The sequence below is a fragment of the Prosthecobacter algae genome, assembly GCF_039542385.1.
Classification (GTDB): domain Bacteria; phylum Verrucomicrobiota; class Verrucomicrobiia; order Verrucomicrobiales; family Verrucomicrobiaceae; genus Prosthecobacter; species Prosthecobacter algae.
In genome coordinates this window covers 296,823-318,400 of record NZ_BAABIA010000004.1, presented here as the reverse complement: position 1 = coordinate 318,400, position 21,578 = coordinate 296,823, and the positions used below count along the sequence as shown (strand labels likewise).

Genomic DNA, 21,578 nt, shown 5'->3' with positions numbered 1-21,578 from the left:
CAGACCCTCTTCTTATGGATAACATGCAGCTGCTTCTCGTCGGGGGTGCGATCATCGTCGCACTCGTCCTGTTCCTCATTGTGGCCAAGTTTTTCAATCTGTGGCTGCGGGCCCGGATTTCCAATGCCCCCGTCAGCATCGTCAACCTCCTGGCCATGTATCTGCGGGGAGTGCCCAATGCACTCATTGTGGATACCCGCATCACCTCCGCCAAGGCAGGCATTCCTATCAACACGGACCAGCTTGAGGCCCACTACCTCTCCGGCGGTGATGTCACCCATGTGGTCCTTTCCCTCATCGCTGCCGACAAGGCGGGCATCCCCTTGGATTTCCGCCGTGCCTGCGCCATTGACCTTGCCTGTAAAGGCACCTCCAAGACCGTGCTGGAAGCCGTGCGCACCAGCATCAATCCCAAGGTCATCGACTGCCCTCATCCGGACATGGGGCGCGGGGGCAAAATCGATGCCGTGGCCAAAGACGGCATCTCCCTGCGGGTGCGTGCCCGTGTCACTGTCCGCACCAATCTTGACCGCTTCATCGGCGGTGCCACGGAAGAGACCGTGGTCGCCCGTGTGGGTGAAGGCATCGTGACCTGCATCGGCTCCTCCGCCTCATACAAGGACGTGCTGGAGAATCCGGACAGCATCTCCAAACTGGTGCTGCACAAAGGCGTAGATGCAGGCACGGCCTTTGAGATCCTTTCCATTGATATCGCCGACATTGACGTGGGTGAAAACGTGGGTGCCAAGCTCCAGGCCGAACAGGCGGAGACGGACAAAAAGATCGCCCAGGCCAATGCCGAAGTGCGCCGTGCCGCCGCTGTGGCCGTGGAGCAGGAAATGGCCGCCCGCACCCAGGAAATGCGCGCCCGCGTCGTCGAGGCCGAAGCCCAGATCCCGATGGCCATGGCCGAAGCCTTCCGCAATGGCAATCTCGGCATCATGGACTTTGCCCGTTACAAAAACATCGCGGCAGACACCGACATGCGCGCAAAAATTGCTGGCACGGCGACCGGGTCCCCTCAATCCTGAGGACTCATGCGCCGCCTCTGCATCCACACCATCACCACCAAGCCCTGGACCACAGAAGAATGCATCTCCCGTTATGCCGCTGCCGGCGTGGGGGGCATCACCTTCTGGCGCTATAATTTGGAAGGTCGAAATCCGGCGGTGGTCGGCAAACAGGCCCGCGAAGCTGGGCTGGACATCGTCAGCCTCTGCCGGGGAGGTTTCTTCCCGGCATCGTCCGCCGAAGGCCGCCAGAAGGCCATTGATGACAATCGCCGCTGCATTGAGGAAGCCCAGGCCCTGGGCGCACCTCTGATCGTCCTCGTCTGCGGCGCAGTCCCTGGACAGTCGCTGGAAGAATCAAGAAAGCAGATTGCCGATGGCATCGCCGCCGTCCTGCCAGACGCCGAAGCGGCGGGAGTGAAGCTGGGCATCGAGCCCCTGCACCCCATGTATGCGGATGACCGCAGCGCCGTGAACACCATGCGCCAGGCCAATGACATCTGCGATGCTCTGGGCTCTCCAGACATGCTGGGCATTGCCGCAGACGTTTACCACATCTGGTGGGATCCGGAACTGCAGCATCAGATTGAGTTCACTGCCGCCCAGAAGCGACTCTTTGCCTTCCACATCTGCGACTGGAAAACTCCGACGACAGACTTTCTGAATGATCGCGGCCTGATGGGTGAAGGCTGCATCCCCATCCGCCAGATTTCAGACTGGGTGGATGCCACCGGCTACAAAGGCCCCCGGGAGGTCGAGATCTTTTCGCATCGTTACTGGGCCATGGACCAGGACGAATACCTGGGCAAAATCACCGAATCTTACCGCCAACTTTACGTGTGATCGTCCTTTGACGAAACGTTGAAGGCAGGATGAAACGTCTGCGTTTTTTCCTTTTTGCCCTCGCCACCTTTAGCCTGACGGGCACAGGCCTGTTTGGGGCAGCGGGTGACAAACCCTTGAATGTCGTTTTCATCCTGGCCGATGACCTTGGCTGGGGAGAGCTGGGGAGCTATGGCCAGAAAAAGATCCCCACACCGCATCTGGACCGCCTCGCAAAAGAGGGTTCCCGCTTCACCCGGCACTATTCTGGGGCCCCTGTGTGCGCCCCATCGCGCTGTGTGCTGATGACGGGCAAACACCTGGGGCATGCCGAAATTCGTGGCAACCTCCCTGCCCCCAAACTCCTGCCCCAGTTTACCGAGGGGCAGTATCCGCTCTCGGAACAGGCGGTGACCCTTGCGCAGACTTTTCAAAAAGCTGGTTATACAACAGGAGCCCTGGGAAAATGGGGCCTGGGCCCGGTGGGAAGCACGGGCGAGCCTAACAAAAAGGGCTTCGATCTGTTTTTTGGCTACAACTGCCAGTCCCTGGCGCACAGCTTTTATCCCGAATATCTCTGGCGCAATTCGGAGAAAGTCATCATCAACACCAAGCCCGTGCCCGGCCATGGAAAACAGCCGGAAGGCGAGGTGAAGATGGAGGACTGGATCGGCGAAACCTATGCCCCCAAGCTGATGATCCAGGAGGCGGAAAAGTTCATCCAGGCCCAGGCGGCCAAGCCCTTCTTTCTCTACCTCGCCTTCATCGAGCCGCATGTCTCCATGCACCCGCCCCGTGAATCCGTGGAAAGGTTTCCAGAAGAGTGGGATACGGAACCTTACCGGGGCCAGAACGGCTACGTCCCCCATCCGCGTCCACGCGCAGGCTATGCCGCCATGATCTCGGATCTGGACAGCTATGTGGGCCGTGTGATGACCGCCCTGGACAAAGCGGGTGTGGCTGAAAACACGCTGATCATTTTCACCAGCGACAATGGCACCACCCACCCGCGTTCCGCCAAAACACACTTCCATGTGGGCGGCGTGGATGCGGCGTTTTTTAACAGCACCGCCGGCCTCCGCGGTTACAAAGGAAGCGTGTATGAAGGCGGCATCCGCGTACCCATGATCGCCCGGCTTCCGGGCCGTATCCCTGCTGGCAGCGTCAATGAAACTCCCGGCTTTTTTGCCGACTGGTTTCCCACGCTGTGTGAGGCCGCAGGCCTGAAAGCCCCCGCCGGATTGGATGGGCAAAGCCTCTGGACAGCCCTCACCAGCGGGCAGAAACAGGAACGAACGAAGCCGCTGCTGTGGGTGTTCCCAGAATACGAAGGCCAGGTGGCCGTGCGCCTGGGCGACATGAAGGCCGTCCGCCAGAAACTGAAGACCAAGTCTCCAGGGGCCTGGGAACTCTACGACTTGTCCAAAGACCCGGCGGAATCTGCTGACATCGCGGCAACGCATCCTGAGATCGTCCAGCAGGCGGAAGCGCTGCTGAAACAGGAAATGGCCGACAACGCCATCTTTCCTCTGACGGTGCCAGGCGTGACCCAACCTTGAGACTCCCCTTCCCTTCGCCAGCCTTGCTGGCATCGCGGAACTCAGTTCTCCGCATTCTTCTTTCCTTTGGCCAGTTCATCAGCTCTGGCCGGGTCATGATTGGGATTGGCCACGGGCATCTGCGCATTCACCTGAGTCCGCCATTCGGCGAGATCCGCGCGAAGCTTGGCCACCTTGGCAGGCTCCGCCGCAGCCAGATCCCGCGCTTCAGAAGGATCTGAATCGAGCCTATAAAGCTGCACCGAATCCGTTTCATAAAACTCGATGAGTTTCCAGCCTCCCTGACGAATCGCGCTGGCCGGAGTGCCATGATGGTAATGCGGCAGATGCCAGAAGAGAGTGTCACGCGCGATCTTGGCTTCCGGATTTCTCAGCATGGCCGCCAGGCTCACACCATCCTGCGGCTGGCCCGCCAATGGCTGAACATCCCCCAGTTCCGTGAGGGTGGGATAGACGTCCATGGTGATCACGGGGGTGTGGCATTCGCTGCCGGGCGGCACACGTCCTGGCCAGCGGGCGATGGCGGGGATGCGGATGCCGCCTTCATACAGAGTGCCTTTTTCTCCACGCAGAGGCCGGTTGGAGGTCACGACGCGTCCGCTCTGCTCATGCTCGATGCCGCCATTGTCGGAAAGGAAAAGGATGAGTGTCTTTTCTGCCAGCCCGGCCGCATCCACGGCATTCATCACACGGCCCACACTCTGGTCCAGCTCTTCCAGCAGACCTGCATAGAGAGGATTGCTGGGGTAGCCAGTCATGGGCTTTTTGGCCTCGTACTTCTTCTGCAATTCCGGTGTGGTGGAAAGCGGGATATGCACGGCGTAATGCGAAAGCTGGATCACAAAGGGACGCTCCCGATGGGCCGCAATGAACGCCTCCGCCTTGCCCGTCAGATAGTCGGCTGTTCTCTGCGATTGGCCTGTCCCGGTGACATTGGCAGGCTGAGTGTGCCCCTGGCATTCCATCACGGTTTGCCAGCCTTGATCCTGCGGGCCATAACCTTCCTTGCCCAGATGCCATTTGCCAAAGTAACCGGTGACATAACCAGAAGTGCTGAGGCGTTCCGCATAAGTTTCCACCTCCAACGGCAAGTGCGAGGCCACCACAGGATCGGTCAGTTTGGCAAAAGGGCGACGGTGTCCCGGAATGTGCTGAGTGATGCCGAAACGAGCCTGATCCTGCCCGCTTTGCAGATTGGCCCGGGTGGGGGAGCAGACGGGGCCTGCATAAAACTGGGTGAACCGCATGCCCTCACGTGCCAGACGGTCCAGGTTCGGCGTTTCGTTAAACGTGTTTCCATAGCAGCCGAGGTCTGACCAACCCAGGTCGTCGGCCAAGATGATGATGAAGTTGGGGCGTTCAGGCTCGGCGCAGAGTGACACCGTGAAAAGCCCAAGGCCGAGAAGTGTGAAAAGAAGACGTTTCATGGCCATGGTAGGGTCAGCTCTCAAACGAAGCCACTGACCTTACATTTCCTGAAATGTCTCCTCCCGCAGCCTTTGCTCAGGGGTGCAGATGTTTCACCAAAAAGTTCATCTGCAGCCTCGTGCCAAAAGGCGTCTCCGCCGCTCCATGCCCAGCGCCGATGATAGGCATGAATTCAAAACTTTTGCCCGCTTTTTGCAGGGCATTGACCACCTGAAAAGTGGTGGCGGGATCCACGTTGTCATCCACTTCTCCAACGATCAGCAGGAGCTGCCCCTGAAGTTTGCCAGCATCCTCGACGTTGGAATTCTTCTTGTAACTGTCATCCACAGGCCAGCCCAGCCACTGCTCATTCCACCAGATTTTGTCCATGCGATTGTCATGACAGCCGCAGTCTGCCACAGCCGCCTGGTAAAAGTCGTGGTGATCCAGCAAAGCGCGCATGGCGCTCTGGCCACCGGCACTGCCACCGTAAATGCCCACCCGCTGAAGATCCATCCAAGGCCGTGACTGGGCGGCAGCCTTGATCCAGGCAATGCGGTCCGGGAAGCCTGCGTCTTTGAGATTTTTCCAGCACACATCATGGAACTTTTTGCCCCGATGATTGGTCCCTATTCCGTCGGCCTGCACGACGATGAATCCGAGTTCGGCCATCCGGTGCTGCCGGGCGAGAGTGCCGAATGACTTCGGAACAAACGCGCTGTGAGGTCCGGCATAGATCTGTTCCACCACTGGGTACTTTTTAGCAGGATCAAAGGATGATGGGCGGATGATGATCCCGTGGATGTCCGTCTGGCCATCGCGGCCTTTGGCGACGAACCTCTCGGGCATCTGCCAGCCTGTGGCCAGCAGGGCTTTGGCATCGGCCACTTCCAGGCCACAGACCAAGCCGCCATCTTCACTGCGACGCAGCTCCGTGACGGGTGGTAGATCCGCCCGCGACCAAGAATCCACGAAATACTTTTTGTTCGGCGACCAGACAATCTCATGCAGCCCGTCCCCCTCGGTCAGTTGACGGAATCCAGAACCGTCCACCTGGATGCGGCAAAGATGCTGATGATAAGGATCCTCCCCTTTTCTCAGGCCAGCGGCCATGAACCAGACCTGCCCCTTCTCCTCATCCACATGCAGTACCTTGCGCAGCACCCATTCCCCCTTCGTGACCTGCCGCTTCACCTTGCCTGTGCCACTGTCATACAGCCACAGATGGCACCAGCCGTCACGCTCGCTCATCCAGAGCAGTTCACCGCTTTTCGGCAGCCAATGACGCCAGGTTTTCTGAGTATGGTCAATAAAAGTCGTGCTGGTCTCCTCTACCACAGTACGGCTGGCCGCCGTGAATGCATCCACCCCGATGATGCGGTACAGCTGATGCCCGCGCTGGTTGTAGTCGAAGTAAAACTCACGGCTGTCCGGTGCCCAGCGAATATCCAGACGGTCGGTCTGGATGAAGGGATTTGAAAACAGGTCTGTCTTCACCACCTTCGATTCGCAGCCGTTCGCCGTCAGCCTGACAATGACAGGCACGGGCTTGGGCAGCGGATCGCCCGGCTTGGGATAATCGATCTCCTTTCTCCTGGGCTCCACCTGATCCGAAGGAGACGAGTAGAGCAGTGAGATGCGGCGTTTCACCCAATTCTCTGCACAGGAGACCACCAGACTGGAAGAATCGGGAGCCCAAGTGATGCCGCCTTGAAAGGGAGGATGAGGTTCTCCACCAGTCATCACCGGCAAAGTTTTGCCGGTGCTCTCTTCCTTCAAGATCAGCCGCCCATGCTCCACACTTGCAGACCACTGGCCATTGGGGGATTTGACCTCGCCTGCCTTAGGTTTTGGCGGAGCCGCCTCGGTCAAAGCCCGGGAAGCGGCATCAATTTCCACCTCCAGAGGTTCAGCCCGGGCGCTGACGACCGTCAAAGGCTGCCCCTTGTCGTCTTTGACCAGCCAGACATGATCCTCAAAGGTGTTTTGCCGAAAGGTCTTCCCTGGAGCTAGGGCCTTGTAGTCGTGATGTTTGCCTTTCGCGTCGATCCAGAACATGTGCACGGGCTGAGACAGACGGTTGTGAAACACGATGGTGGTGGCGCTGCCATTGCCGGAGGGATGGATCTTCTCCTTGCTCTCAGATGCCTTCAGCGATTCGTGAGGCGGGAGACCGATGCCCTGCCGAGTGGGCGACGCCTGACGTGTCCCCTTTTGTGCATCAATGAGAACGTATTCCTCACTTTTAGGCCCGGTCTGAACACGATACCAAAAATGATCTTCATCCAGCCAGACAGGTTTTACCTGATGACGATACAATTGGTTATCCCATTTTTTGGTGGCCAGGATAGCCTCATCAACAGTGGCTGCCGCAAGTGCAGAAGAAATAAGAAGGAGGGCAAAAAGAAAGCGAGGCATGGCGGAGTGTCCCAAACCAAACGTGTGGAGACCGCAATCCTTGGAATGCAATGTGCCATGCCCCGATGAGGCTCAGCGAAAAACCACATCCACCCCCATGGCACTTTTGGAGGCAAAGCCGGGAATCCAATGAGGCCTGCGGGCTGCGATGAAGCGATAAATGAGCGAGAGCGCACTCAGGATGATTAGTCTGTCCACCACGCGGTACCCGCGCTGGCGGCGCATGAGAAAACGAATGGCCCAGCCCAGATGGCGGGGATTGAGGAGCAGCGGTTTGAAGTCGGTCTTCACCCGGTAGCGAGCGCGCAGGCCGCGTTTGTTATACTTGGCCTTGTAGGCAGTCTTTGCGGCTGCGATGCGCTCTTCAATGTCATTCACATCCTCGGCAAAATAATACTCCCTGGCCAGGGCCAGCAGGCGGAAGGTATCCCGCATGTATTCAAAATCGGCCACCGGCACACCGGCTCGCACCGCCAGGGGGATCATGGCATCCAGGTTGTCCATGCAGCGGCGGGCACTGCGCAAGGCCGCGTCGGCATCCCGGACAAAGTAGCGCAGCAGCTTGCGGATGCTGTGGCTGACAAACAAGTTTCCCCAATAGACCGTCAGCATGGGGGGGATGCGCACACGACGAAAGAAGAGCTTTTGCTGGGCGAACTCCTCCACATACAGAAGCTCACGCACGCATTCATCAGACAGCCGCAACAATTCCAGCAGGGCATCCGGATCTCCCAGCTGACGCTCTTTGGCAAAGGCATGCACCGCATCTTCCACCAGGGTCCCCTCGCGGATCAGCCGGATGGTGACAAAGGTGTTCAAATCATTCCACAGGGCTTCACGATCCAGAAAGGCCAGCCGCCGAAACGGCACCCAACCGCCCGTCTGGCACCAGACCATGCAGCCGATGACATTCTCCGCCTGCTTCAGCTCGCGGACATAGCGCTCATACATCCAGCCGGTGAAGCTGGGATACTCACCGCAACCCTCGTATTCCCGGCGGGTCTGCAGCTCGACAATCTTGGCCAGAGGCGTACGGAAGAAATTCCGGTTCAGCGGCAGGTAGCGGAAAAAATCGCTCTCACCATACTTCATCGAGACAACGAGCGAGTGGCTGGTGATGCCCCTGAACGTTTCTGCAAAGGTGCCGCGATGCCACATCAGATCCCCGATGGGGTAGGCCCCCACCGTCCAGGTGCGGAAGATGAGGCGACGGCCATGCTTCTCAAAGATGGGCAGGAGCTGTTCCAGGAACTCGCGTGCATGGGCAGGCGTTTTGATCACAAGCTGGCTGCGGAAATCATCGTGTACATCCTTGCCATCGGCCTCCCCGATCCGGACGATGACACCCGCCACTTCGGGGAAATCCGTGAGAAACTGGTCCAGCAGTTCCCGCAGGTACTCATTGACGCTCTTATTCTCAAACTCCAGGCGCTGGAGAAGTCCAGGCGTGGCCGAAAACACATCCATCGTCACATGCACCGCCAGACCCGCCTGGGTGAGCACCCGGAAACAGTCGCGCATCTCCATGCGGTATCGGGCGATGCGGCGGCGGACTTCAGGCTCGATCCAGGCATGGTCTGCCAGATGGGCCACGTCATCCATGGACGCGGCATTGAATCCCCAACTCGAGGCCTGGCGGCCGATGATCCCGAGCTCACGACAAACAGTTTCCCACCAGGCCACGCCCTGACGCCCGGCATGATCCCAGGGTATTTTCGACCAGTTGATGACACGGCGGTCATAACCACGAAAGAAAGGGCCGATGGTGTCAATGAGAAGCAGTTCAGTCACAGCCGTTGCAGGGATGCAGGGTGAGGCCGGATGCAAAGGCCTGTCTGTGACGTTTTGGACACGAGAGGCACGCTCTTGGTTCAGGATTCCACCCTGGGCCGACCGTCACCCTCGGCCAATCAGTGCGCCATTTCACGCTGGAAGGCATGAAAGGAATCCGAAAGGGCCTCCAGGCGCTCCGTCTGGCTGAGCAGGAGCTTCTCCCGGGCATTGGCCTCCACCTGGGCTGGCTGCAGCAAAGGCACAAAGCGGGCAAAGAGGCTTTCCACATCGCTTTGCACCTGGGTCAGGAGCATTTCCCGCAGCTTCATGGTCGAGGTTTCCAGGCGGTCCACCAACTGGCCACGGGTGTGGTTAAGGGCAGACTGGGTGATGAGAAGCGCAAACCCCACCAGCAGCATGCCGCCCCCGGCGGAGATCGCAGCCCCTACTGGGCCATCGAAATACCACGCTGCACCCACCGCCGCGAGTACGGGCAGGATGAGCCAGGGAACCCAGCGCGCGCGTTTACGGGCTTTGTTAAGCCCAGGTTCGATCGCCTCATCCAGCCGCAAACTGAGGACAAAACGCCGGATGGTGCTGTCAATGTGTGCCGCAAAGAGACGACGCAGCTCTGGATCAGACTCCGTGGGCAGCACCGTATCCTCGGGGAAGAGGGTGCCGCGGCCCTGCGAATGCAGAAAGCGGTCATACTGCAGGCAGTCCTCTTCCAAAATGATGCCTACCTGACGCCAGCGATCCCCGGTGCGGAATTGAAGATCCTGAAACAGGCGATGGTCCAGGCTCTCCGGCTTGATCTCTTCCTGCACTTCGGACGGATCCTTTTTGAAGGCCTGCCGAGTGGCCAAGGCATCATCCGCGAGGCCCGCCACCCGCAGGCAGGACTCGTGGTAGTCTCTTTCCGTGGCATCCAGGGCCGGCAGGATCTTTTTCAAGGTGCGGTCCACCTGCATCTCCCGCTCGGTCAGAAATTCCTGAATCAGCGCCGCCGAGTGCTGGGCATGCTGCGCCTGGTGGGCGACATGGTCGCGCAGATTCGTCAAAAGCTGCCGCGCCAGACGGACGGTGCTGGAAAGCTTGTTCAGGCGGGAGGCATTGCGCGCCACCAGATTGGAGATGTGCTCTTCCAGACGCTGAAAGCCGCTTTCTTCCATGAGGCGTTCACGATCCACCCCGGAACTGCGGGCCATGTAGGCCTTTTTGGCCGAAACCGGGAAGAGCGGAAAATCCTGCCCGTAACGCTGGCGGGAAAGCTGGCCCATGTAGTCTGTGATGACCTGAATCTCCTCAGGGCTGCGTAGATCGCACTGCTGGAGGATGAACACCACATGCCGCATCCAGTGCTTGTGTACCTTGTCCAGAAACTGCCAGGCCGATGCCCCCCAGGGGTTCATGGCACTGAAGACAAAGATCACCAGATCGGCGATGGGAACAAAACGCTCCGTGATTTCCTGGTGCTCGTTCTCGATCGAATTCGTTCCAGGCGTATCAACGATGTGAAAATCCCGCAGGATGTCATTGGGCACGTGGACTTCGTCCAGCGTCGCCGTGATGGGCACGATCTGCTGCTGCGGCCCATGCTTGAAAAACAGGATCTTGTCCGTCGTCGGCATCACGCCAGTGCGGGAAAAGTCCTGGCCAAAAAGGGCATTGAGGAAGGTGGACTTGCCCACATTCACCTCGCCCACGACCACAAAGACAAAAGGCTCCTTGAGGCTGGCGATGAGGTTTTCGGCGATGGCCACCGATTCAGGATCCCCGCCGAGGTCACGAATGACTTCCGCAAGCGAATGCAGCTCCCCGCTCAGGCGGGTGCGCAGCTGGAAGTACTCATCACCGATCATGATTTTGGGAGATTCAGAATCCGAGGGTCAAAAATTAAAACATTCACGAGAGGCTCACACCAGCGAGGGTGCAGCCACTCTAGTCCTGAACCCTCCAACCTGAAACCCTGAACTTACTGGGGCAAGGGGGTCGGGTCTTTGTCATCCACGGCCATAGCCGGACGAATGACCACTCCCACGGGCATGTTGGCCTTCTCCATGTTCAGCAGCTGGCTAACCGTGACGAACTGATATCCCTTGGCAAGAAGCTGGTCGAACATGGCCGGCATGGCCTCAATGGTCGGAGGATGGATGTCATGGGCCAGCATGATGGCACCGGGATGGGCTCCATTCACCAGACGGCTGGTCACCACTGAAACGCCAGGGCGACGCCAGTCCTGAGGGTCCACGGACCACATGATGGTCGAGTAGCCGAATTCAGAGAACATCAGCTGCTTGATGCGGGTATTGATGGCGCCGTAGGGAGGGCGGATCAGGTGCGGGCGATAGTTCGCCGCAGCCACCAGGGCGTCTTCGCTCTGCTGCAGTTCCGTGCGGATCTGGGCATCGGAGCGGCTGGTCAGGCTGGCGTGGGTCCAGGTATGGTTGGCGACTTCATGCCCTTCAGCGATCATCCGGCGAATGATGTTCGGGTAGGTTTTCGCACTGCGGCCGATGACGAAGAAGGTGCACTTGATGTTGCGGGCCTTCAGGATGTCCAGCAGCTTGGGAGTCAGGGTCGGGTGTGGGCCATCGTCGAAGGTCATGGCCACCACCTTCTCCGTGATGTTCACCTGGGAATAGCCGATCTTGGCCCCCGCAGGCGGCACAGTCGGCATGGTGGAAGGGTTGTTCATTCGCTTGGCCAGCGGATTGTCCAAGATGACCGGATCTGGGGTGGCCAGAGCAGCTTGGCGCACTTCAGCGAGCTCGTCCGGCTTTTTTTCGGTAGAACTGCAGCCTGAGCTGCCCATGAGGATGCCTAGCCAGATACTGAGATACATGCGTTGAGAAATCACGGGGGCGAGATTAGTTCAGTGCGCCATTTAGGAAAGCATGAAGTTTGTGGAAATTGAACATTCGTGAGCTTCCCAGTCCGCCTTGCCCGGTGGTCCCCAAGGAAAACCGGGTGCCGCAAAGGCGACACCCGGCCCAAAAGATCTGCTCAGGCACCTGTCACTTCTTCATGGCGTCCAATTCGCTGAGTTTCAGCCGCACACTCATGATGTAGGGCATTTCACCGGCGGTCCAGTGCCCGTAAGTCGTGGTGACGATGGTATCATCCGGCAAGACCTCCACCCCGGGATAGGCGCAGTCATAACCTTTGGTGTTGTCCATGAGGCGGACGTGATACTGGCCGGGTTTTCCCTCAACTAGGTCTTCGTAACGCCCCACCCAGGCCACCCAATCTCCCAAATAGGGGATGGTCTTGCCTTTGGGGGCCACGCTGCGGAAGGAGATAAACAGGCGGCCATCGGCAGTGTACTTGCCGGTGTGGCGGTCGCCATTCAGGGAGTCGGGCAGTTCACGCGGGGCGGTCCAGGTTTGGCCTTCATCCCGGCTGAAGATGATGTGGGCGTTCTTTTTGCGGGCATTCTCCCGCAGCAGCACGGCGATTTCCTTGCCATCGGGGGAGCGGATGAATCCGGGCTCGCAGAGGTTGACCTCGCTGCTTTGAAACACCGGCTCCGGCTTGCCCCAGGTGAGGCCGCCATCTTGGGAAAAGACCTTGTAGAGGATGAACAGCGGCGGCTTAGCGTGAGTATTGGTGCTGCTAAAATAGCGTCCGTCATCGTGAAACATCGCCATGTAATAGCCCGGTGTTTTCAGCGGTTCCGTAAAGCCCATGACAACGATGCCACCCCAGTCCCCGGCAGGTTTCAGCCCGCTCCAGCTCGCCCCGTCGTCCTCACTCACCGCCAGCCGTGCCGGATAGAGGCCGCTCCACATGATGAGACGCTTTTTCCCCGCCGCATCCACGACGCGGTGCAGGGTGGGCACTTCCCGCGAAGTGACCCAGTTTTCGGGCGTAGGCAGACGGTCGCTCCAAGTGAGGCCGCCATCGGCACTGCGTTTGTAAACAATGCCACCTTTGCCGTGACCTTTGGGATACACACAGAGCATGGTTTTGCCATCTTCCAGAAGCACCGTGGTCGGGTGCCCCAGGTATTGACCGGGCTCGCGGTCCACCTGGACCTGGCGCGCCCCATCCTTGGACAGATCCAGGGCTGGCACTGGCAAGGAAGATTCCTGAGCCACAGAAAGCGCAGCGAACGACAGAAAGGAGATTATTTTACGCATTGTTTGTTAGGTTGCTGACATTGAAGGTTCCAATGGGATTGAAAAAACGGGCGGCTACAGCTTAAACTCGGCGCTCAGCAGCCCCATCCCGTCCAGATCGGCAGACAAAGCCTTTTCCTGGGCCGCATCGAGATTCGAGTGGGGCAGTCGGGCCGGGCCGACATCCACCCCGAGGATTTTCATCACGGCCTTGGCGGCCCCCATGTAGCCCACGGAAGCCAGCCGGGCGACCAGTTCGACCGACCGCTTTTGCTCCGCACGAGCCGTCTCAAAATCCTTTTCGGCAAAGGCGCGGATGATTCTCTGATAAATCGGCGCGGCAAAATTGTAGGTGCTGCCCACAGCGCCCGTGGCACCGAGGGCCAAGCCAGCCAAAAGGCATTCATCCGTTCCCCACAAAATGGAAAACGCCTTCTCCGTATGATAGAGGCACTGCTGGAACATCATGCCATCCGGATTGGTAAACTTGATGCCGGCCAAGGTGGGCAGCCGCTCTTTCCCCAGGCTCAGAAACTCAGGCATCGAAAGTGAAATGCCTGTGAACGAGGGAATGTCATACAGGAAAAACGGCAGTTCCGGTGCTGCGGCGGTGATCTGCGCACAGCAGTCCACCAGCGACTCCACACTGCGCGGCTTGAAGTAACTGGGAGCCAGCGCGCTGATGGCATCGGCCCCGAGCGCCTGCGCCTGGGCAGCCAGCGCGGCCACATCGCCCAGGCAGTTCGCGCCTACATGCACCACGACTTTCAGAGACGTGCCTTTCGTGACTTCCATCCAGCGTTCGGTCAGCGCCTGCCGTTCCGCCAAACTCAGCGAATGGCTTTCACCGGTGGTGCCGCCGATGAACGCCCTGGCCACTCCAGTATGCAGAAGGTGGGCCGCCTGTTTTTCAACGATGGACAGGTTCAGAGAACCGTCCTGATGAAACGGGGTATGCGTCGCTGCGACAAGACCGGCAATGGGATGGGAGAGCATGACGAGTAATATAACGCCCAATGGGCTCGCGATAACTCCCCCGATCACCTGTCCTTTTTAGGAATGGGTTGGAGGCTCCTTGGACTCCTGTAAGATCTGAGAGCAATACCAGAGCATCCTCGGCAGGTGGAAGGGGCCCTTAAACATGTTTCCCTTCGCCCTCTGAGACACGCTGCCATCGCGGTGCAGGTAGCCATACCACTCTCCGTATTCAGGATCGGCAAAATGGGCAAAGCTCCAGTCGTGCACCTGCTGGTGCATCGCCGCATACTTGGCATCCCCGCTCACCTCATAGGCCAGCAGCGTGGCAATGATGGCTTCATTGTGCGGCCACCAGAACTTCATGTCATGCCAGTACTCCTGCACAGGCTTGTCATGGATGTCACGGTAATAGAACAGACCGCCCATCCCCTCATCCCAGCCGCGTTTCCACATGCAATCTAGAATGCCCAGGCCTAACTGAATGTAACTCTTTTCACCCCGCAGGCGGCCTTCATGAAGGATGAACCAGGCACACTCAATGGCATGGCCCGGATTGAGAATGCGCCCATCCAGGTGATCCAGAATGCTGCCATCAGGGGCGACCGTCTCAAGCAGCACCTCCAGTTCCGGTTTGTAAAATAGGCGCTGGATGTCCAGGATGAAGAGGTCAATCCACTCCGTCAGACTGCGCCCGGCCACATCCTTGTGCCCCAGGTTGGTCCGCAGTTCCTGGGCCGTGACGATGCCAATCATAAGCGCGCCAATGCCCACCATCGGGCGCGTGTTCGAGTCCACCTTGGGCATCATGTAGCCCGGCTCAAAGGAATGGCGCAGATAGAAGGAGAAATCACGCACCGCCGACTCCGCATAATGAACATCGCCGCTGGCCTTGAAGTAGGCCGCATGGGCGATGCTGGCAAAGGCCTCGCTGTAAGCGTAACGGCGCATGCGCAGCGGCTTGCCCTCGCGGGTGACGGTGAAAAAAAGCTTTCCGTCCGTGGCATAGCCGTGCTTTTCCAAAAAGGCCAGGCAGGAGCCTGCCGCATCAAAGTAGGCGCGGTCCTGCGTCACCGTATTAAACAGGGTGGAAAACATCCAGCCCGCCCGTCCCTGAAACCAGATGCTTTTGTCCGTGTCCAGCAGGCTGCCATCACGATCCAGCGCCGTCATGATGCCATCATGCTCTGCATCCATGCCGTGCCTGAGCCAAAAGGGCATCACATCGCGGAGCAAGGTGTCTTGATAAAAGGTGGCCAGTTCGCGGCGGCCTTCTGGATGCGTGAGGAGATTCATGGAATGAGAAAGGATAACGCAGGCCAGCCAAAGTCCTGAGGGAAACGGCTGTTTTATCTGAGAACATCGTTGCAGATGACACTAGCGGTCGGGCCGGGACTGCTCTTTGATAGCTTCGATTCACCCGACATGTCCTCTGCCCTGCCCTATTCAAATGCCCTCGTCATCGGAGCCGGAAGCTGGGGGACGGCGCTCACCGCCGTCCTGGCAGAACGTGGCCTGCAAGTGCAGTTCTGGGGACGTGATCCCGCCCTGATGGAAGAGATCCAGAGCACGCGCAGAAACTCGCGCTACCTGCCGGGCCTCGTTTTGCCAGAGAGCATCCAAGCGACCGCCCGGATGGAGGACCTGCGTCCTGCGGATTTGGTGGTGTTTGTCGTCCCTTCCAAGGCCGTTCGCGAAACGGCTCACAGCATGGCCGCCCTGCCAGCCGTCAAAGATGCCCAAGTGATCATCTCCTGCGCCAAGGGCATCGAGCTGAACAGCGGCAAACGCCTGACGCAGATCCTTGCGGAATCTTTTACCCAGACACCTCTGGCCGTGCTCACGGGCCCCAATCATGCGGAGGAAGTGTCCCAGCGCATGGCCACCGCCGCCGTGGTCGCCTGTGAAAAAGAAACCGTCGCACTCGACGTGCAGGCCTGCTTCACCCTGCCCTGGTTCCGCACCTACACCAGCGATGATGTGACCGGCGTGGAATGGGCGGGCGCGATGAAAAACCCCTATGCCATCGCAGCCGGCATCGCGCTGGGATTGAAGCTGGGAGACAATGCCATCGCCGCTTTGGTCACCCGGGCCCTGGCTGAAATGGTGCGCATGGGCGTGGCCATGGGGGGCCGGGCAGAGTCCTTCATGGGACTGGGCGGCGTGGGCGACCTGATGGCCACCTGCTACTCCGAGCATAGCCGCAATCACCGGGTGGGCCGTCTCATCGGTGAAGGCATGCCCCTCCAGGAAATCATGTCCAGCACCCGCATGGTGGCAGAGGGCGTGCCCAACACCGCCAGCCTGCATGGAGCCGCCAAGGCCAAAGGCGTGCGCACTCCTTTGCTGGATGAGATCTATGCCATGCTCTATGAGGCCAAACCGGCCAAAGAAGCCATGCGCGCCCTCCTTTCCCGCGATCCACGGGCGGAAACTGAGTAATAGGGCCGTAGAAGACCCTGTTGCCTTCACGCCCCCAATGACAATATAAAGGAAACGAATCCTTCATCATGGAATAATTCCTCTTGCCATTTTACCGGATTTACGTCCAATATACCGCCACACATGAAAGCGCTCGTCAAAGCTCACGCGGAACGCGGCCTCTGGCTGCAGGATGTCCCGGAACCCGAAGTCGGCATCAACGATGTCCTGATCAAAGTCCGCAAAACGGGCATCTGCGGCACGGATCTGCACATTTATAAATGGGATGCCTGGGCTCAGAAAACCATTCCGGTGCCGATGGTGGTGGGTCATGAGTTTGTGGGCGAAGTGGTAAGTGTAGGCGCGAACGTCAGCGACTTTCACCCTGGCGAAATCGTCAGCGCCGAAGGGCATGTGGTCTGCGGCCGCTGTCGCAATTGCCTGGCTGGCCGTCGCCATCTGTGCAAGGACACCGTGGGCATCGGCGTCAACCGCACAGGAGCCTTTGCCGAGTACATCAGCGTGCCGATGACGAATGTCTGGCATCATCGTGAAGGCGTGGATGAAGAGGTGGCCTCCATTTTCGATCCCTTTGGCAATGCAGTGCACACGGCCTTGGCCTTTGAATGCCTGGGTGAAGATGTACTGATCACCGGCGCGGGACCTATCGGCATCATGGCCATCCCCGTGGTCAAGCATGCAGGCGCACGCCACGTCGTCATCACCGATGTCAACGAGTACCGCCTGGACCTCGCACGCCAGATGGGCGCAACTTTGGCCGTGAATGTGCAGACGCAAAACCTGGCCGATGTGCAAAAACAACTCGGCATGAAGGAAGGCTTCGATGTCGGTCTGGAAATGAGCGGCAATGCCTCCGCCTTTCACAGCATGATTGATAACATGTGCCACGGCGGCAAGATCGCCATGCTGGGCATCCCCTCCGGTCCCATGGCCATTGATTGGAACAAGGTCATCTTCAACATGCTGACCCTCAAGGGAATCTACGGACGTGAGATGTACGAAACCTGGTACCAGATGAGCGTCATGCTGGAGTGCGGATTGAATTTGAAACCTGTCATCACCCACCGTTTCCACTATACCGACTTTGAACAAGGCTTTGCCGCCATGGAGTCCGGCCACTGTGGCAAAGTGGTCCTGGACTGGACCACCTGAGTTGATCTCCCCTTCCCCTGCTTTTATGAAAGCCTATTCCTCTTTCCAAGCTCATCTCGCCACTCAGTTGGAGGCCGTCCGCGAAGCTGGCACCTACAAGCGTGAACGCACGCTGACGACGCCCCAAGGCACGCTTGTCCGCGCCAATGGTGGCAAGCCCGTCATCAATCTCTGTGCCAACAACTACCTCGGCCTGGCCCAGCACAGCAAGGTACGTCAAGCCGCCCATGAAGCCCTGGAACACTGGGGCTATGGCCTGGCCAGCGTGCGCTTCATCTGCGGCACGCAAAGCGTACACAAGGAACTGGAAGCCAGCCTGAGCGATTTCCTGGGAACGGAGGACACCATCCTCTACAGCTCATGCTTTGATGCCAATGGCGGTTTGTTTGAAACCTTGTTAGGCCCCGAGGACGCCATCATCAGCGATGAACTGAACCACGCCTCCATCATTGACGGCATCCGCCTCTGCAAAGCCCAGCGCTACCGTTACAAAAACAATGACATGACCGATCTGGAAACCCAGCTCCAAGAAGCCAGCGCCAAAGGTGCGCGTTTTAAGCTCATCGCCACAGATGGTGTGTTTTCCATGGATGGATACATCGCCAATCTGAAGGCCATCTGCGACCTAGCCGACCAATACGGAGCCCTCGTCATGGTGGATGATTCCCACGCCGTCGGATTCATGGGCAAGCAGGGACGCGGCACCCATGAACACTGCGATGTCATGGGCCGGGTGGATATTCTGACAGGCACCCTGGGCAAGGCCCTGGGAGGTGCCAGCGGCGGTTACACCAGCGGCCGCAAAGAGATCATCGAATGGCTGCGCCAGCGGTCACGGCCCTACCTCTTTTCTAATACCCTCGCCCCCACCATCGCCGGGGCCTCCATCGCTGCGCTGGACTTGCTCAAAAAATCCACCCAGCTTCGCGACACACTGGAAGCCAACACCCGCTTTTTCCGGCAGGAAATGACGGTGGCTGGATTCAACCTCCTGCCGGGGGAGCATCCCATCGTCCCCATCATGCTCGGGGATGCTTCACTGGCATCCAAATTCGCCGAAGCCATGCTCGCGCGGGGTGTCTATGTCATCGGCTTCAGCTACCCGGTCGTGCCTCAGGGAAAGGCACGCATCCGCACCCAGATCAGTGCAGCCCATACGAGGGAGGAACTGGAGCGGGCCGTGCAAGCGTTTGTCGAAGTGAAGAAAGAACTGGGTCTGTAAAAGCAGACGCCGTCCTGTTTCCTGACGTTTGTTTGCATCAAACACCGTTTGTCCGACGATTTCTCAGCCACCTATCCGGCATGAATACGAAGCCTGCTCGCTCCCTCCTTTGCATCCTAACCCTCTTTTCGTCAGGCCCTCAGCTCCTGGCCCATGGCCCCGGAAAGGACAGTGACTTTGAAGGCCGCAGGGTCCTGTTCATTGGCATGGACGGCTGCCGCGCGGATGCCATCGCAGCGGCCATGGAGAAAGGCCTCGCACCTCACCTCAAGGCCCTGGCCGCCGATCCTCAAGGTCTGCACAGCAGGCAGGTTTACGCAGGCGGCGAACTGGGAGAGGTCACCCACCAGCCCACCGTCAGCGGTCCAGGCTGGTCCAGCCTGCTGACCGGTGTGTGGATGGACAAGCACCGCGTCAAAGACAACCGTTTCTTCGGTGCACGCTTTCAAGCCCACGGGCATTTCATGCGCCACATCAAGAATGTGAAGCCCACCTCCTGGTGCGCCTCCTTTGCTGACTGGAAACCCATTCATGACATGATCGCCGATGGCTCCCGCGTGAATGGGCAAGAGTTTTTGGACGTCAAGTTCACCCTGGAATCCCATGCCGAACAGTACGTGGCCCATGATGAATCCATGCGCGATCAGGCGCTGCAAACGCTGCGCACCCAGAACCCCGACGTGATGTTTGTGTACTTTGGCCAGGTGGATGAAGTGGGCCATGCCGCCAGTGACAAACGTGGAAGCTTTTCGCCAGACAATGAATGGTACCTGAAGGCCATCTCGGCTGTGGATACCCACATCGGCAGCCTCCTTGAGGCCATGCGTGCGAGGCCACAATTCAACGAAGAAGACTGGCTGGTGATCATCACCACAGATCATGGCGGCACCGGCACCAAGCATGGCGGCGACACCGATGAAGAGAGAAAGATCTGGCTCATCGCCCACGGTAAGGAGCTGCCCAAAGACAGGCTGCTCAATACGCCAGTCCCGCAGACAGCGATCGTCCCACTGATTTACGATCACCTGAAAATCTCCACCCCGCTCCCAACCGAGCCCTGAGTTGCCCAAAGGCTAAATCTTTTCTCGCGCGATATTTCGGGCACATCCCTGCGTTTATCACGCTCCATGATTCGCCGAATTCTTCCCATCCTTGCCCTGGCCTGCCTGAGTGCTGTGGCGGCTGAACCCAGCAAGCCTAACATCCTGTTCATCATGGCCGATGACGTCGGCTATGGGGATCTCGGCTGTTATGGAGCCAAGCTGGTGAAGACGCCAACGCTGGACAAACTGGCCGCGCAGGGCTGCCGCTTTACTGATGCCCACTCACCCGCCGCCACCTGCACCCCCACACGCCGGGCCTTTCTGACAGGCACCTACTCCTGGCGGCAGCAGCCAGGATCCAGCATCGCCCCTGGAGACGCCGCCATCACCATCGAGCCAGGAACTGTCACCGTGGCCTCCCTCATGAAACAGGCAGGGTATCGCACCGGCATCGTCGGCAAATGGCATCTGGGACTGGGCGGTGAAGGCGGGCCGAACTGGAACGGCGACATCAAACCCAGCCCTCTCGACCTGGGTTTTGACTCCTCCTTCATCATGGCCGCCACCGGCGACCGTGTGCCCACCGTGTATGTGGACCAGCGCCGCATCGTCGGCCTGGATCCAGCCGATCCTATCAGCGTCAGCTACAAAGCCAAAGTCGGCACCGAGCCGACAGGCCAGGAAAACCCGGACCTGCTGAAGCTGAAACATACTCACGGGCACGACATGACCATCGTGAACGGCGTGGGCCGCATCGGCTGGATGACCGGAGGCAAGGCCGCACGCTGGCGCGATGAGGACATGGCCGACACCTTCGCCAAACAGGCCGTCAAATTCATCGAAGAGAGCACTGAAAAACCCTTCTTTCTGTTCTTTGCCACTCATGGCATTCACGTACCTCGTGTGCCTAACGAACGATTCGTTGGCAGCAGCACTCTGGGTGCCCGTGGCGACGCCATCCACGAATTGGACGACACCGTTTCCCAGGTCCTGGCCGCTTTGGAAAAACGCGGCATCGCCGACAATACTCTCGTCATCTTCACCAGCGACAATGGCGGTGTCTGGGATGACGGTTATGAAGATCACGGCCCCGCCGATGTCCATGCCCTGAACGGAGCCCTGCGCGGCACCAAAGGCACCCTCTTTGAAGGCGGCCATCGCGTGCCCTTCATTGCCCGCTGGCCGGGTAAAATCAAGGCTGGCAGCGAGAACAAAGCCCTCATCGCCCATGTGGACATGCCCTCCACGCTGGCCAGCCTGACAGGCATCAGCCTGCCTGCTGACGCCGCCCCAGACAGCTTCAATGTCCTCCCCGCCCTGCTGGGTGAAAGCCAGGCCGCCCGTGAGCACGCCATCTTCCACGTCGGGGGCACCAAAACACCGCTGACACTGCGCCACGGAAACTGGAAATTCATGGAGGCAGGCAAAGGCGGCTACGGCAAAGCAGCCGCCAAAAAAGACAGCGGCGGCAACCAGGTCCAGCTCTATGACCTGAGCCAGGATCCCGCCGAACAAAACAACCTCGCTGAAAAGCTCCCTGAGAAGGTCCAGGAGTTCGGCGACTTTCTGCGCCAAGCTCGCGAAGCCGGACGGACACGGCCTTGATCGGAGCAGCTAGTCTTCAGTTGTGATTT

Annotated in this window: 16 protein-coding genes; 8 read left to right on the top strand and 8 right to left on the bottom strand. The window is 58.9% G+C overall.

Features of this window, described 5'->3' with window-relative positions; all coding sequences use genetic code 11:
- The first annotated feature begins 14 nt into the window (after positions 1 to 14).
- The 3 genes from floA to ABEB25_RS11240 are packed head-to-tail and all read left to right on the top strand — an operon-like array spanning position 15 to position 3,391.
- Positions 15 to 1,031: a flotillin-like protein FloA gene (gene floA / locus ABEB25_RS11250; protein WP_345736503.1), complete on the top strand. Its 1,017-nt coding sequence runs from the start codon at positions 15 to 17 to the stop codon at positions 1,029 to 1,031.
- A gap of 6 nt (positions 1,032 to 1,037) precedes the next feature.
- Positions 1,038 to 1,853, top strand: coding sequence for a sugar phosphate isomerase/epimerase family protein (locus tag ABEB25_RS11245; protein ID WP_345736502.1), 816 nt, complete (start codon positions 1,038 to 1,040; stop codon positions 1,851 to 1,853).
- Between the two features lie 29 nt (positions 1,854 to 1,882).
- Entirely contained in the window at positions 1,883 to 3,391 is a 1,509-nt protein-coding gene (locus ABEB25_RS11240; RefSeq protein ID WP_345736501.1) for an arylsulfatase, read from the top strand.
- 41 nt (positions 3,392 to 3,432) lie between these two features.
- Here ABEB25_RS11240 and ABEB25_RS11235 read toward each other — a convergent pair whose 3' ends face one another.
- From ABEB25_RS11235 to ABEB25_RS11200, 8 genes are all read right to left on the bottom strand, one after another.
- A complete protein-coding gene (locus tag ABEB25_RS11235) occupies positions 3,433 to 4,818 on the bottom strand; it encodes a sulfatase (RefSeq protein ID WP_345736500.1) in 1,386 nt (461 codons plus the stop codon).
- A 76-nt stretch (positions 4,819 to 4,894) separates the two neighbouring features.
- The gene (locus ABEB25_RS11230) at positions 4,895 to 7,216 is read right to left on the bottom strand and encodes a prolyl oligopeptidase family serine peptidase (protein ID WP_345736499.1); all 2,322 of its coding nucleotides are present in this window, start codon (positions 7,214 to 7,216) and stop codon (positions 4,895 to 4,897) included.
- Positions 7,217 to 7,288: 72 nt separating this feature from the next.
- Positions 7,289 to 9,007: a hypothetical protein gene (locus ABEB25_RS11225; RefSeq protein WP_345736498.1), complete on the bottom strand. Its 1,719-nt coding sequence runs from the start codon at positions 9,005 to 9,007 to the stop codon at positions 7,289 to 7,291.
- 119 nt (positions 9,008 to 9,126) lie between these two features.
- A complete protein-coding gene (locus tag ABEB25_RS11220; RefSeq protein WP_345736497.1) occupies positions 9,127 to 10,851 on the bottom strand; it encodes a dynamin family protein in 1,725 nt (574 codons plus the stop codon).
- Between the two features lie 113 nt (positions 10,852 to 10,964).
- Positions 10,965 to 11,834: a polysaccharide deacetylase family protein gene (locus tag ABEB25_RS11215; RefSeq protein WP_345736496.1), complete on the bottom strand. Its 870-nt coding sequence runs from the start codon at positions 11,832 to 11,834 to the stop codon at positions 10,965 to 10,967.
- 172 nt (positions 11,835 to 12,006) lie between these two features.
- Positions 12,007 to 13,065 (bottom strand): sialidase family protein, encoded by a 1,059-nt coding sequence (locus ABEB25_RS11210; RefSeq protein ID WP_345736718.1) that lies wholly within the window; start codon positions 13,063 to 13,065, stop codon positions 12,007 to 12,009.
- Between the two features lie 120 nt (positions 13,066 to 13,185).
- The gene (locus tag ABEB25_RS11205; RefSeq protein ID WP_345736495.1) at positions 13,186 to 14,106 is read right to left on the bottom strand and encodes a dihydrodipicolinate synthase family protein; all 921 of its coding nucleotides are present in this window, start codon (positions 14,104 to 14,106) and stop codon (positions 13,186 to 13,188) included.
- 57 nt (positions 14,107 to 14,163) lie between these two features.
- Positions 14,164 to 15,381, bottom strand: coding sequence for an AGE family epimerase/isomerase (locus ABEB25_RS11200; protein WP_345736494.1), 1,218 nt, complete (start codon positions 15,379 to 15,381; stop codon positions 14,164 to 14,166).
- Between the two features lie 129 nt (positions 15,382 to 15,510).
- On the opposite strand from ABEB25_RS11200, the gene ABEB25_RS11195 reads away from it, so the two are divergent.
- From ABEB25_RS11195 to ABEB25_RS11175, 5 genes are all read left to right on the top strand, one after another.
- A complete protein-coding gene (locus ABEB25_RS11195) occupies positions 15,511 to 16,527 on the top strand; it encodes an NAD(P)H-dependent glycerol-3-phosphate dehydrogenase (RefSeq protein ID WP_345736493.1) in 1,017 nt (338 codons plus the stop codon).
- Between the two features lie 123 nt (positions 16,528 to 16,650).
- Positions 16,651 to 17,679 carry an L-threonine 3-dehydrogenase gene (gene tdh, locus ABEB25_RS11190; RefSeq protein ID WP_345736492.1) on the top strand — a complete coding sequence of 343 codons (1,029 nt, stop codon included), beginning with the start codon at positions 16,651 to 16,653 and terminating at the stop codon, positions 17,677 to 17,679.
- A gap of 25 nt (positions 17,680 to 17,704) precedes the next feature.
- On the top strand, positions 17,705 to 18,901 hold the full coding sequence (locus tag ABEB25_RS11185) for a glycine C-acetyltransferase (protein WP_345736491.1): 1,197 nt from the start codon (positions 17,705 to 17,707) through the stop codon (positions 18,899 to 18,901).
- A gap of 80 nt (positions 18,902 to 18,981) precedes the next feature.
- A complete protein-coding gene (locus ABEB25_RS11180; protein ID WP_345736490.1) occupies positions 18,982 to 19,962 on the top strand; it encodes an alkaline phosphatase family protein in 981 nt (326 codons plus the stop codon).
- Positions 19,963 to 20,028: 66 nt separating this feature from the next.
- Positions 20,029 to 21,549, top strand: coding sequence for a sulfatase family protein (locus ABEB25_RS11175; RefSeq protein ID WP_345736489.1), 1,521 nt, complete (start codon positions 20,029 to 20,031; stop codon positions 21,547 to 21,549).
- The last annotated feature ends 29 nt before the right edge of the window (positions 21,550 to 21,578 follow it).